Raw genomic sequence first — 12,388 nt, forward strand, 5'->3', positions numbered from 1 at the left:
ACATGTGAAGTCGCGCGTACACGTAGCGTCGCGCGTGCTTGTGACGCCCAGGTTCGGTCGAACAGTTCGTCATTGTGCAATTGCGCGCCGTAGGGCGTCGACAAAAGTTCAAAAACGACACAGGCCACGCAGAAACGGTGATGCAGCAGACACGCATCTAAAGCCGCCGAATTTTCCGCCGCGCTCCCATGAGGAGTTTCTACCTGAACGAGACTATCAAGAAATTGATCGAAGTCAAAGTCCGTTCCATTGAAACCGATTATTTGTTCAGTTCAACCGCCACTCGACAAGGCCTCAGTTCATGCCCGCCAAAGCGCTTCTTCCGAAATATGCCGCCGCCGTTCCGCGCTACACGAGTTATCCGACGGCGCCGCATTTTCATACCGGTGTTGACTGCGGCAATTATGCGCAGTGGCTATCGCTGCTGGGGCAGGGGCAGACGATCTCACTTTATATTCATATCCCCTACTGCGACAGGCTCTGCTGGTTTTGTGCATGCCACACCAAGCATACATTAAAGTATGAGCCGATAAGCGCTTATCTCACCGCGCTTTTCAGTGAGATCGAAAATACCGGCAGGCTCGTTGGCCGCGAAGCAGTGGTGACGGCTGTGCATCTTGGCGGCGGCTCTCCCACCATGCTGCGTCCACAGGATATGGTGGCGCTGATGAGCCGGCTCCGGGCAAATTTTACCTTTGCCGATCATGCGGAAATCAGCGTTGAAATGGACCCGAACGATCTCGACGAGGCCCGCTACGACGCGCTTGCGTCCATTGGTTTGACGCGGGCAAGTCTCGGTGTTCAGGATTTCGATCCCGTGGTTCAGAAGGCGATCAACCGTCTCCAGACCTTCGAACAGACTAAATCAGTGGTTGAACAAGTGCGTAAGCGCGGTGCCACCTCAGTCAATTGCGATATTCTCTATGGTCTTCCCTATCAGACCCTTAAAAGTCTGGAGAAAACTGTCCTCGACATCGTGTCGTTGAAGCCGGATCGGATCGCGTTATTCGGCTATGCCCATGTGCCCTGGATGAAAAAGCATCAGACGCTGATTCCCGAGAATGCCTTGCCCGATATTGTCATGCGTTATGAACAGATGGTGCGGGCCTCTGCCATGCTGGTTGCGGCTGGTTATGATGCGATTGGCATCGACCATTTCGCATTGCCAGAGGATAGCCTGGCTGTCGCGGCACGGCAAAAACGGCTGCGGCGTAATTTCCAGGGTTATACGACTGACGGCGCCGATGCCTTGATCGGACTTGGCGCGTCTTCGATCAGCCAACTGCCGCAAGGCTATGTACAGAACATGCCCGCGACTGGAGAATATCAGCGTCTTGTCAGCGAAAACGGGCTTGCCGCGACAAGAGGTATTGCCCTGAGCAGCGATGATCGGGTGCGTGCCGCCGTCATCGAAAAGATCATGTGCGAGTTCGGCTTTTCCTTTGCAGAGATCCGGCAGGCTTTCCCAGATGTCGCCGAGGGTGTGATCGCAGAAGCCAAGATATTCACGGCCTCCAACGGTGACGATCTCTGCCGGATCGACCGGGAATATTTTACTCTGACGCCAACCGGACGGCTCTTTGCCCGCAGTGTTGCGGCCACGTTCGATTGCTACTTTTCCAGCGGTAAGGCCCGTCATTCCATTGCGGTTTGACGAATAGGTCTGCATTTTTGCTGCGAGCGCACAAAACAGGCCATTGGCTTTTGTCCGAGTTTTGCCTATGTGGGACGCTGAATTTGAAATTCTGAAGGATAATTGGCGTGACCGCTACATTTGACAAAGTTGCCGACATTATTGCTGAGACCAGCGAGATCGATCGGGAAACCATCACTCCTGAGAGCCACACGATCGATGATCTGGGAATCGACAGCCTCGATTTCCTCGACATCGTTTTTGCGATCGACAAGGAATTCGGCATCAAGATTCCGCTCGAACAGTGGACCCAGGATGTCAACGAAGGCAAGGTTTCCACGGAAGAATATTTCGTGCTGAAGAACCTCTGCTCCAAGATCGACGAACTCAGGGCCGCCAAGGCTTGATCTGCTTAGGATTGTCACCGCCATTGCCGGGGGATCTTTGAATGCTGCTGGAATATTTCCAGATGATCGACAAGGTCGAGACGGTGGATCTGTCTGCCCTGACCTTGAAGGCCCAATCGGTGGTGCCGGAAAACAGCCCCGTGTTCGAGGGGCATTTTCCGGGGATGCCGCTGGTACCTGGCGTTCTGTTGATCGAAACCATGGCGCAGGCGTCCGGTCTGCTGGTTCTGGCTGTGACGAAGTTTGCCTCTATGCCGTTCCTGATGTCGGTGGATGGTGCCAAGATGCGCAGCTTTGTCGAGCCGAACGCGGTTCTGGATATCGAGGCGCATCTGGAGCACGAAGGGTCCGGCTTTGCGGTGACCAAGGCGAAGATCACCTCGGCGGGCAAGAAAGTGGCGGATTGCCAGCTGAAGCTGCGCACTATGTCTTTTGACGAAGTGCCGCTGGGCGATATCGTCCGCAGCCGCGCCGAGCAGATCGGCCTGATGGCGGCGATTGCTGCTGCGCAATAGAGTTTATCAGGGAAACTTGGAAACCGGTTTTCCTGAAAAGACAAACTTAAACAAAGAGAGTGAGAATCTGTCCGTTTCAATATGAACCTGGCGGATTCTAAGTGAGATCTTTAAAGTTTCGTCAATAAGGCCGCCGCTTTTGTGTGCGGCCTTATTGCGTAAAGTCGTCTGTCGGAGTAGGGCATGGCGGCCCTTGCAGGCCTTGGAGCTTTCCGGCTCGGGCCTGGGAATGGACGGTATGTCGCAGTGCTGGCGCGGATCGCCCGGCATTGCTGAAGAGGTTATAGACATGCATAAGACGCCCAACGATGTGGTGATCACCGGCATTGGCATTGTAAGCTGCCACGGAACCGGCAAGGAGCCGCATCTTGCGCTTCTGTCCGCGGGAACGGCAGCCGTGCCGCCGGTCGAGGTGGAAAAATTTGCGCCTTACCCCATTCATCCGATGCCGCAGATCGATTGGTCGACCCAGATCGCCAAGCGTGGCGACCAGCGGCAGATGGAAAACTGGCAGAGGCTTGGCGTCTATGCCGCCGGTCTGGCGCTCGACGATGCCGGGCTGAAGGACGACGTGCAGGCCTGCGCCACGATGGACATGATCGTGGCAGCCGGTGGCGGCGAGCGTGACATCAATGTTGATACGCTGATCGTCAATGAAGGCTTGAAGCGCAACGATCGCGCTCAACTGGTCAATGAAAAGCTGACGACCGAGCTGCGCCCGACCCTGTTTCTGGCTCAGCTTTCCAATCTGATGGCCGGGAATATTTCCATCGTCCATAAAGTCACCGGGTCATCGCGCACCTTTATGGGCGAAGAGGCCGCGGGGATTTCCGCAATCGAGACGGCATTCGCGCGCATTCGTGCCGGTCAATCCACCCATTCGCTGGTGGGTGGCGCGTTCGTGGCTGACCGCGATGATATCTTTCTGCTGGTGGAGGGCATTCAGGCCCATACGACCGGCCCCTGGATGCCGCTTTGGCAGCGCCAGTCAGGCGAGGGCGGCGGCATGATTCTCGGCACCGTCGGCGCGTTTCTGGTTCTGGAACAGCGCGCTTATGCCGAGGCGCGAGGTGCCCATATCTATGCAGTGCTCGACGCCATCGAGGGCGACCGTGGCCAGCGTGCCAATGGCGGGTTGGAAAAGCGTTTGAACCGCATGGCAGGTTCGGTCGGCAAGGATATTGGCGCAGATGCGCTGGTCCTGTCGGGTGCGAGCGGCATGCATGAGATTTCCGCCCGGGAAAAAATAGCGCTGGAAAAAGCCTTTCCGGGTGCGGCCATTCGCGGCTTCGGTGGCATAACCGGCCACGGGCTCGAAGCGCAGTTTCCTCTGGGCCTGGCGCTGGCGGCGCTGGCGCTCGATGGAGAAACCATTGTCCCGGCTTTCGATCCCACCGGCGAAGCGGCGATGACCAAACCGGCCCGCCAGGCCGTTGTCACCACGGTCGGTTACGTGCGCGGCGAAGGCATGGCCCATCTGTCGGCTGAGGCGTGAGGAGAGAGATATGACACAATCCGGTTTCGAATCCCGTTTCAAGGATCATCTCGGTCGCCCGATCATCGCCGTCACCGGCATGGGCGTCATCACCTCGCTCGGTCAGGGGCTTGCCGACAATTGGGCAAAGCTGACCGGTGGCGTGTCCGGCATCCACAAGATCACCCGGTTTCCGACCGAAGGGCTGAATACCCGCATCAGCGGCACTGTGGACTTCATCGATATTCCGGCCATCAATGCCGTTGAACGTTCCTATGCCATGGCGCGGGAAACCACCATCGAGGCGCTCGCCCAGGCTGGCCTGTCCGGCGATTTCGAAGGTCCGCTGTTTCTCGCCGCCCCGCCGGTCGAGCCGGAATGGGACGATCGTTTTGCGCTTGCCGAACGTGCGCCTGCCGAAAGCGCCGAGGGCCACGCCTATCAGCGGCTGCTGGCTGCCATGCGCGCCGAGGCCGATCCGGTGTTTCTGGAAGCCGTACAGTTCGGCTCGATTTCCGAGCGTCTCGCCGACCGGTTCGGCACACGCGGCCTGCCAGTGACCTTGTCCACGGCCTGTGCTTCGGGCGCGACAGCCATCCAGCTTGGCGTCGAGGCCATTCGTCAGGGCCGCACGGACCGGGCGCTGACGGTGGCAACCGATGGTTCCGTCGGTGCCGAGGCGCTGATCCGCTTTGCACTGCTTTCGGCGCTGTCTACCCAGAACGATCCGCCGGAAAAGGCATCGAAACCCTTCAGCAAGGATCGCGACGGTTTTGTGATCGCCGAAGGTGCAGCAACACTGGTGCTGGAATCGCTCGAAGCGGCCATTGCCCGTGGCGCCAAGGTGCTGGGCATCATGAAGGGCTGTGGCGAAAAGGCCGATCATTTCCACCGCACCCGTTCCTCACCGGACGGCGGCCCGGCCATTGCCACCATCCGCGCAGCCCTTGAAGATGCCGGTCTTTCCGATGACGGCATCGGCTATATCAATGCGCATGGCACCTCGACGCCAGAAAACGACAAGATGGAATATGGTGCCATGCTGTCGGTGTTTGGTGAGCGGTTGAAGGACCAGATCCCGGTCTCGTCCAACAAGTCGATGATCGGTCACACGCTGACGGCGGCCGGTGCGGTCGAAGCGGTGTTTTCGATCCAGACCATGCTGACCGGAACGCTGCCGCCGACCATCAACTATACCAATCCCGATCCGACCGTGGAGCTGGACGTGGTGCCGAACGTCAAGCGCGACGCACAGGTTTCGGCTGTGCTATCCAACAGTTTCGGTTTCGGCGGGCAGAATGCCAGCCTTGTCATGACCCTTGAACCTGCCTGATAAGGCTTCACCCGGCCCGGCCACGACCGGGACAGGAAAGACAATAAAATAAGCCCTCGGGCGAAGGAAGATAGCCATGCGCGCATTGCAATTGATCGAAGACCGTAAGCTTGAAATCACCGACCTGCCGGAGCCGGATGCGCCCGGTCCCGGTGAAGTGACGCTGCGGGTCAAGGCGGTGGCGCTGAACCATATCGATGTCTGGGGTTGGCGCGGCATGGCCTTTGCCAAGCGCAAGATGCCGCTGGTGATCGGCGCGGAAGCCTCCGGCGTGGTCGAGGCTATCGGCCCCGGCGTCGGCAATATTCTGCCCGGCCAGCTGGCGGCGGTCTATGGCGCGCGCACCTGCGGCCTGTGTAAGCCCTGCCGTGATGGCCGTGACAATCTCTGCGAACATGTCGGCGGTGTGCATGGCTTCCATCTGGACGGCTTTGCCCAGGAAAAGATCAATATTCCGGCCCGCCTGCTGGTTCCGGCCCCTCCAGGCGTCGATGCAATTGCCGCAGCGCTTGCGCCAGTCACTTTCGGCACGGTCGAGCATATGCTGTTCGACAATGCCAAGCTGGAGCCGGGCGAAACCATTCTCGTCCATGCTGGCGGCTCCGGCATCGGTACGGCGGCTATACAGCTGGCCAAGAAGATCGGTTGCACAGTGATCACCACCGTCGGCTCGGACGACAAGATCGAGCGGGCGCGGGCGCTGGGTGCCGATCACGTCATCAACTACCGCACCGACCGGTTTGAAGGCGTGGTGCGCAAGCTGACCAAGAAAAAGGGCGTCGACGTTGTGTTCGAACATGTCGGCAAGGATACCTGGGCAGGCTCCATGCTGTGCATGAAGCGCGGCGGGCGCCTTGTGACCTGTGGTTCGACCTCAGGCGTTTCGACCGATCTGAACTTGATGATGCTGTTCCAACAGCAATTGAAACTGCTTGGCTCGTTTGGCTGCCGGATGGAAAACATGGCCAATGCCATGCAGAAAATGGCCCGTGGCCTCGTTCATCCTGTTATAGATACGCAGGTGACGTTCGAGGATATTGATGTGGCGCTGACCCGGATGGAAAGCCGCCAGATCTTTGGCAAAATCATCCTGAAAATGGATTGATCATGCTCCGTCGGGTTCTGACAAAGGTCGTGCTGGGCCTGCGGAGATTTCCGCAATGGCTGGTGGCCAAGTTCATCCTGGTCTTGCTGACGCTGCTGAAATTGTTTCCTGCCGATACAGCCTTGAACGGTGCGGATCGGCTGGTACGGTTTATCGGGCCGAAGCTGAAGCGCCACCGGTTGATGCTGACCAATCTGCGCAATGCCTTTCCGGAAAAATCCGAGGCGGAAATCGAGATCATCGCGCTGGCCGCCTGGGGCCATATGGGCCGACAGATCGCCGAATATGTGTTTCTGGATGAGTTGTTCGATTTCGACCCGGAAAAGCTGGGAGAGGGTCGCGTTGAGGTTTCCGGCATTCCGATCTTTATGGACCTGTTGGAAAATCCGCGCCCGTTCATCGTTTTTACCGGCCATACCGGCAATTTTGAAATGTTGCCGGTGGCGGGCGCTGCCTTCGGCCTTTATGTGACGGTGCTGTTTCGCCCGCCCAATAATCCCTATATCGCCGACATGGTGTTCGATTTCCGCCGGGCGCGGATGGGCAATCTCGTGCCCTCCCATGCGGGTTCGTCCTTTCATCTGGCCCGCCAGCTGGAAGCAGGCAAGGGGGTCGGCGTGCTGGTCGACCAGAAGTTCAAGAAGGGCCAGCCCACGACGTTCTTTGGGAGCGAAGTGCGCACCAATCCGCTACTGGCCAAGCTGGTGCGACAGTTCGGCTGCGATATCTATCCGGCCCGCTGTATCCGTCTGCCCGGTAATCGCTACCGGCTGGAAATCGAACCGAAGGTCGACATCCCGAAGGATGGTCAAGGCCGGGTCGATGTCCAGGCGACCGCGCAAATGCTGAATGACAAGGTCGAGAGCTGGGTGCGCGAATATCCCGAGCAGTGGCTTTGGTATCACGACCGCTGGAACATCAAGAAAACACTTTGAAGTCCGCTCTGGTTTTCTCAGCTTGGGACAACTCAGCTCTCGTTTGTTCAGTCTGATGCGGCGTCAAAGCGTTGACCTGGGCAACCGCTTTCCAGAAGGCAGTGTTGATGGCTTCGAACTTTGTCGATTGCCAATGGAAATAATCATCGACAAAACGCTGTGACAGCCAGACATTGCCACGGCGGCGGGGCAGTTCCCAGCCAAGCAGCTCCTCTTCCTGTGCCTTCTTGAACATCCGCTTCAGATTGGTGATCGAGATCAGATAGGTCTCTCCAAGCGCGGCAAGGCTGATTGGTCCAAGCCGATAGAGCCTATCAGCATCGGGCAAATCCGGGATCTGGCTGATCATGCCGTGCAACACCATGCCACCCATGTCCGAATTGAGAAACGGAGCAATCGTCTCACGCGGTATGCGCCAATCAGGGTCCACCACCAGAGCCTGGGCGATCATCGGCTGGGCAATCCTGAAAATAAGCGGATTGGCATCGGCCAGCGCACGGCGGCCTCCGTCATCCAGCCGGTCAAGGCAATCCAGATGCCCCAAAAACCAGGAGACCATCGCCGTCTCGGTTGCTGCCGTCGGCACCAGGATACGCATTCGCCGGTCGGCCGGGTTTTCTATTTCCTCTATAAATTTATAGGCGGAAAGTTCGGCCAAAAATGACGCTGCGGTATTGCGGCTTGCCGCGCCCAATTGCATGGCCGCATCCATGAAGCGGGAGGCCGTCAGACCCGAAAGCGGATCTTCCGGGGTTCGCTGCAAGGCAAGCGCATACATGGAATGCGACATCAACCATTTGCGGTGACAGGCCTTGAGGCGTGAGAGGCGCGGTGTTTTAAGATGTATCCCAATCAGGTGCCGGGCAATTTCCCGCTCGATTTCCGGAAACAGCGGATGCGCTGCTATCGCCTCACGGCTCAGAAGGGATGGAGATGAGATTTGTGAACGCGGAGATGACAACATCTGTGTTGAACCCGACAATGACGAAAGAGCAATAGGTGTTTTTTGACGGCTGTCTTAGTGAACGCTCTATGGCAACAAGAATAGCGGTAAGCCAGGCAACTTCCGGTTAATCTTCATCCAAGATCATCGTGCTACCTTGTATTTTCATTGCGATGCCGATGCAACGATCATGCTCAAAACATACGTGCTTTGTCCCATAAAATATATGGGAATAAAAATTCCTGTTTAACAAACTGTCTTTGGTATTCTCCTGCTGATATCAGGGACGGTGCGGCCCCTCGAGAACTTGAATATTTCAAAATAGTTTCAAGCATATTTGACTGGCATTCACGGGAGCAAGATGACGCTCGCCGTCAATTATATCAGGTAGGACGTGGGCCAAAATCCATCTTCTCGGTTTGTTGCCTGCAATAGAGCCGCGCCCTCCATGCTCTTTTGAGGAAACCGGAACGCACTATTTTTCATCTCAGCAGGTCGTTTTGGGCCGTTGCAGTCCACCGATGGCCGGGGTAAACCTTGAGCCATGAGCGACACAGTCCAAAGACCCGAAACGCTGCGCATTGCCGTGGCTCAGTTCAACCCGACCGTGGGCGATGTGGTGGGCAATCTCAGCCTTGCCCGGGCCGCCCGCGCCAAGGCCGCCGCGCTGGGGGCCGATCTTCTGTTGCTATCCGAGCTGTTCATTTCCGGCTATCCGCCGGAAGATCTGGTGCTGAAACCCGCCTTCCTTCAAGCCTGTAAGGCAGCGGTGGATGAACTGGCCGCCGATACCGCCGATGGCGGACCGGGAGTTATCATCGGCTTTCCGCGTCAGGGCGATAAAGGCCGGCACAATTCGGTGGCGATCATCGATGGCGGCAAAATCCTCGGTCTGCGCGACAAGATCGATCTGCCCAATTACGGCGAATTCGATGAGAAGCGGGTGTTTGTCGAAGGCGACATGCCGGGACCGGTGAGCTTCCGTGGCGTGCGGCTGGGCGTGCCGATCTGCGAGGAAATCTGGAACGATCTCGGCGTTTGCGAGACACTGGCCGAAAGCGGTGCGGAAATTCTGCTGGTTCCCAATGGATCGCCCTATTACCATGGCAAGCTTCAGGTGCGCTATCAGGTCGTGCTGCGCCAGGTGATCGAAAGCGGCTTGCCGCTGGTTTTCGCCAATCAGGTGGGCGGGCAAGACGAACTGGTGTTCGATGGTGCCAGCTTCTGCTTCAATGCGGATAAGACGCTGGCTTTTCAGATGCCGCAGTTCGAGGAAAGCATTGTGCTGACCACCTGGACGCGGGACGCCGATGGCTGGAGTTGCGCGGCAGGCAAAGTCTCTGATATCCCCGAGGGTGAGGAGGCGGATTACCGCGCCTGCATGTTGGGTTTCCGCGATTATGTGAACAAGAACGGCTTCAAGAGTGTGGTGCTCGGCCTGTCCGGTGGCATTGATTCGGCGATTTGTGCGGCAATGGCCGTCGATGCGCTGGGGCATGAGCGGGTGCGCACCATCATGCTGCCCTATCGCTACACATCCGAGGAAAGCTTCAAGGATGCCGCCGATTGCGCCAAGGCGCTTGGCTGCCATTATGACATCGTGCCGATTTCAGAGCCGGTAGAGGGCTTTCTCTCCAGCCTTGCCGATATGTTCGAGGGAACGGAAAGCGGCATTACCGAGGAAAACCTGCAAAGCCGCACCCGTGGCACTATCCTGATGGCGGTGTCCAACAAGTTCGGCTCGATGGTGGTAACCACGGGCAATAAATCGGAAATGTCGGTGGGCTATGCGACGCTCTACGGCGACATGAACGGCGGCTTCAATCCGATCAAGGACCTCTACAAGATGCAGGTCTATGCGCTGTCGGCTTGGCGCAATGGCCATGTGCCAGTGGGTGCGCTTGGCCCGGCGGGTGAGGTCATTCCGGCCAACATCATCTCCAAGGCCCCATCTGCCGAACTGCGCCCCGACCAGAAGGACCAGGACAGCCTGCCGCCCTATCCGGTGCTGGATGACATCTTGGAATGCCTGGTGGAAAAGGAAATGTCGGTGGACGAGATTTTGGCGCGCGGCCATGACATCGCCACCGTGCATCGCATCGAACACCTGCTTTATCTGGCCGAATACAAGCGCCGCCAGTCGGCTCCGGGCGTGAAGATCACCAAGAAAAACTTTGGCCGGGATCGCCGTTATCCGATTACCAATCGGTTCCGGGATCGCTAGCGGCAATGCGCAGCTCTGTCGAGATTTACAATATTGAGACCCGCCAGAGCCGCATTGTCTGGCAGACGGAACGTTTGGTGGAAGCGCCGAACTGGTCGCGGGATGGCGCCTCCCTGATCCTGAATGATGACGGGTTGATGTATCGCCTGCCTCTGGTCGGGCAGCCGGTGCCGGAAAAGATCGACACCGGCTTTGCCACCCGCTGCAACAATGACCACGGCCTTTCGCCGGATGGTCAATGGCTGGCGATCTGCGACAAGGTGCAGCACGGCAAAACCTGCCTCTACATCCTGCCAGCCGAAGGTGGCAAGCCGATCCAGATCACCGAAAACCTGCCCTCCTACTGGCATGGCTGGTCGCCGGATGGCGGAAGGGTGTGTTATTGCGGTATCCGCGACCAGGTCTTCGACATCTATACGATTTCGGTTGACGGCAGCGACGAGCGCCGCCTGACCCATGGCGAAGGCCGCAATGATGGGCCGGACTGGTCGGCGGATGGCGCGTGGATCTATTTCAACTCCAGCCGCAGCGGCACGATGCAGATCTGGCGCATTCGCCCGGATGGTACGGACGTACAGCGTCTGACGTATGACGGGCAGGGCGACTGGTTTCCCCATCCCTGTCCTGATAACCGCAAGGTGGTGTTCATTTCCTATGACGCCGATGTCTTCGATCACCCGCGCGATCTCCATGTCCGCATGCGTCTGATGGACATGGACGGCGGCAATGTCGAAACCCTGTTTGAGCTGTTTGGTGGGCAGGGGACGATCAATGTGCCTAGCTGGTCGCCGGACGGCCAGGAATTCGCCTATGTGCGGTATTTTCCGGCGATCGCCTAAGCATTGCCGCAGTCTGACAGTACCAGCCCTTTGTCAGGTGCCTGCATGTTTGCGGGAGAATCGGGAATGCGGTGAAATTCCGCAACGTGCCCAACGCTGTGAGGTGGATGGCTGACGCAAAGGGAAGAAATTCCCGACCCACTGGTGAGACCGGGAAGGGTGCGTTAGCCAGATGAAACCCAGTCAGAAGACCGGCCTGACATGATAGACGCATCTGCGCGGACGGCAGGTGCGTTTTGCTTGATCGCGATTCGCAAGGGATCGCGTGGGGCGCATTGTTGGGGACCAAACGATGCAGGACTTAGTGAACGATGCTCTGGTGTCCGCCGGAGCCTTTTCTGACGAAGAACGCGCCGCCGTCTACCGGGCCATCATGACCCGCCGCGACGTGCGCGATGAATTTTTAGCCGACCCAATCGACGATGACACGCTCTGGCGCATCCTCACCGCCGCCCACCACGCCCCCTCTGTCGGCTTCATGCAACCATGGAATTTCATCCTGGTGCGCGACGCTGACCGCCGCCAAGCCGTCTGGCAGGCTTTTTCCAAGGCCAATGACGAGGCGGCTGCGCTGTTTGAAGGCGAAAAAGCCACGCTTTACCGCAATCTGAAGCTGGAAGGGATTCTCAAAGCCCCACTCGGCATCTGCGTCACCTGCGATCCAGACCGCGCAGGCCCCGTGGTGCTAGGGCGAACCCATAACCCCCGCATGGACAGCTATTCCACCGTCTGCGCCATCCAGAACCTCTGGCTCGCCGCCCGCGCAGAAGGCATTGGCGTCGGCTGGGTCAGCATTTTTCACGATGCTGATTTGCGCGCCATTCTCAATATTCCAGACCGGATTGAGATTGTGGGGTGGCTGTGCCTTGGCCACGTTGCGGAGCTGTATGATGAGCCGGAATTGCAGGTGAAGGGGTGGCGTAAGCGGCTAGCGTTGGAGGATTTGGTGTTTGAGGAGGGGTGGAAGGGTGCCGGATGAC

The 12,388-nt window shown here is 58.0% G+C and carries 11 protein-coding genes and 1 riboswitch; of the genes, 10 read left to right on the forward strand and 1 reads right to left on the reverse strand.

The window, feature by feature from the left end; translation table 11 throughout:
• Nucleotides 1-301 precede the first annotated feature (301 nt).
• From hemN to FS819_RS06375, 7 genes are all read left to right on the forward strand, one after another.
• The gene (gene hemN / locus FS819_RS06345) at nucleotides 302-1,654 is read left to right on the forward strand and encodes an oxygen-independent coproporphyrinogen III oxidase (protein WP_156547863.1); all 1,353 of its coding nucleotides are present in this window, start codon (nucleotides 302-304) and stop codon (nucleotides 1,652-1,654) included.
• Nucleotides 1,655-1,761: 107 nt separating this feature from the next.
• Nucleotides 1,762-2,040 carry an acyl carrier protein gene (locus FS819_RS06350; protein ID WP_015915867.1) on the forward strand — a complete coding sequence of 93 codons (279 nt, stop codon included), beginning with the start codon at nucleotides 1,762-1,764 and terminating at the stop codon, nucleotides 2,038-2,040.
• Nucleotides 2,041-2,081: 41 nt separating this feature from the next.
• Nucleotides 2,082-2,555 carry a 3-hydroxyacyl-ACP dehydratase FabZ family protein gene (locus tag FS819_RS06355; protein ID WP_060715640.1) on the forward strand — a complete coding sequence of 158 codons (474 nt, stop codon included), beginning with the start codon at nucleotides 2,082-2,084 and terminating at the stop codon, nucleotides 2,553-2,555.
• Between the two features lie 289 nt (nucleotides 2,556-2,844).
• Complete coding sequence (locus FS819_RS06360; RefSeq protein WP_156629731.1) at nucleotides 2,845-4,050, forward strand: beta-ketoacyl-ACP synthase; 1,206 nt, start codon at nucleotides 2,845-2,847, stop codon at nucleotides 4,048-4,050.
• Between the two features lie 10 nt (nucleotides 4,051-4,060).
• Entirely contained in the window at nucleotides 4,061-5,362 is a 1,302-nt protein-coding gene (locus FS819_RS06365; protein ID WP_156547861.1) for a beta-ketoacyl-ACP synthase, read from the forward strand.
• Between the two features lie 76 nt (nucleotides 5,363-5,438).
• The gene (locus FS819_RS06370; RefSeq protein WP_015915871.1) at nucleotides 5,439-6,467 is read left to right on the forward strand and encodes a zinc-binding dehydrogenase; all 1,029 of its coding nucleotides are present in this window, start codon (nucleotides 5,439-5,441) and stop codon (nucleotides 6,465-6,467) included.
• A 2-nt stretch (nucleotides 6,468-6,469) separates the two neighbouring features.
• Complete coding sequence (locus FS819_RS06375; RefSeq protein ID WP_156547860.1) at nucleotides 6,470-7,402, forward strand: lipid A biosynthesis lauroyl acyltransferase; 933 nt, start codon at nucleotides 6,470-6,472, stop codon at nucleotides 7,400-7,402.
• Here FS819_RS06375 and FS819_RS06380 read toward each other — a convergent pair.
• Entirely contained in the window at nucleotides 7,386-8,192 is an 807-nt protein-coding gene (locus FS819_RS06380; protein ID WP_234624406.1) for a hypothetical protein, read from the reverse strand. The two genes, FS819_RS06375 and FS819_RS06380, sit on opposite strands and share 17 nt — an antisense overlap.
• 697 nt (nucleotides 8,193-8,889) lie before the next feature.
• On the opposite strand from FS819_RS06380, the gene FS819_RS06385 reads away from it, so the two are divergent.
• From FS819_RS06385 to bluB, 3 genes are all read left to right on the forward strand, one after another.
• Nucleotides 8,890-10,569 (forward strand): NAD+ synthase, encoded by a 1,680-nt coding sequence (locus tag FS819_RS06385; RefSeq protein ID WP_156547858.1) that lies wholly within the window; start codon nucleotides 8,890-8,892, stop codon nucleotides 10,567-10,569.
• A 5-nt stretch (nucleotides 10,570-10,574) separates the two neighbouring features.
• Nucleotides 10,575-11,408 (forward strand): TolB family protein, encoded by an 834-nt coding sequence (locus FS819_RS06390; RefSeq protein ID WP_156547857.1) that lies wholly within the window; start codon nucleotides 10,575-10,577, stop codon nucleotides 11,406-11,408.
• Nucleotides 11,409-11,426: 18 nt separating this feature from the next.
• A riboswitch (cobalamin riboswitch) is annotated at nucleotides 11,427-11,622 on the forward strand.
• Nucleotides 11,623-11,700: 78 nt separating this feature from the next.
• Entirely contained in the window at nucleotides 11,701-12,387 is a 687-nt protein-coding gene (bluB, locus tag FS819_RS06395; RefSeq protein ID WP_156547856.1) for a 5,6-dimethylbenzimidazole synthase, read from the forward strand.
• Nucleotide 12,388: the final 1 nt, after the last annotated feature.

The organism is Allorhizobium sp. Av2 (genome assembly GCF_021462805.2).
GTDB classification, from domain to species: Bacteria; Pseudomonadota; Alphaproteobacteria; order Rhizobiales; family Rhizobiaceae; genus Allorhizobium; species Allorhizobium vitis_G.

What these genes read in the sequence shown, in the direction of transcription:
- FS819_RS06380 (WP_234624406.1), bottom strand. Translation starts at nt 8,192, where the DNA reads ATGTCGCATTCCATGTATGCGCTTGCCTTGCAGCGAACCCCGGAAGAT.
- FS819_RS06390 (WP_156547857.1), top strand. Translation starts at nt 10,575, where the DNA reads ATGCGCAGCTCTGTCGAGATTTACAATATTGAGACCCGCCAGAGCCGC.
- FS819_RS06370 (WP_015915871.1), top strand. Translation starts at nt 5,439, where the DNA reads ATGCGCGCATTGCAATTGATCGAAGACCGTAAGCTTGAAATCACCGAC.
- bluB (WP_156547856.1), top strand. Translation starts at nt 11,701, where the DNA reads ATGCAGGACTTAGTGAACGATGCTCTGGTGTCCGCCGGAGCCTTTTCT.
- FS819_RS06385 (WP_156547858.1), top strand. Translation starts at nt 8,890, where the DNA reads ATGAGCGACACAGTCCAAAGACCCGAAACGCTGCGCATTGCCGTGGCT.
- hemN (WP_156547863.1), top strand. Translation starts at nt 302, where the DNA reads ATGCCCGCCAAAGCGCTTCTTCCGAAATATGCCGCCGCCGTTCCGCGC.
- FS819_RS06365 (WP_156547861.1), top strand. Translation starts at nt 4,061, where the DNA reads ATGACACAATCCGGTTTCGAATCCCGTTTCAAGGATCATCTCGGTCGC.
- FS819_RS06375 (WP_156547860.1), top strand. Translation starts at nt 6,470, where the DNA reads ATGCTCCGTCGGGTTCTGACAAAGGTCGTGCTGGGCCTGCGGAGATTT.
- FS819_RS06355 (WP_060715640.1), top strand. Translation starts at nt 2,082, where the DNA reads ATGCTGCTGGAATATTTCCAGATGATCGACAAGGTCGAGACGGTGGAT.
- FS819_RS06360 (WP_156629731.1), top strand. Translation starts at nt 2,845, where the DNA reads ATGCATAAGACGCCCAACGATGTGGTGATCACCGGCATTGGCATTGTA.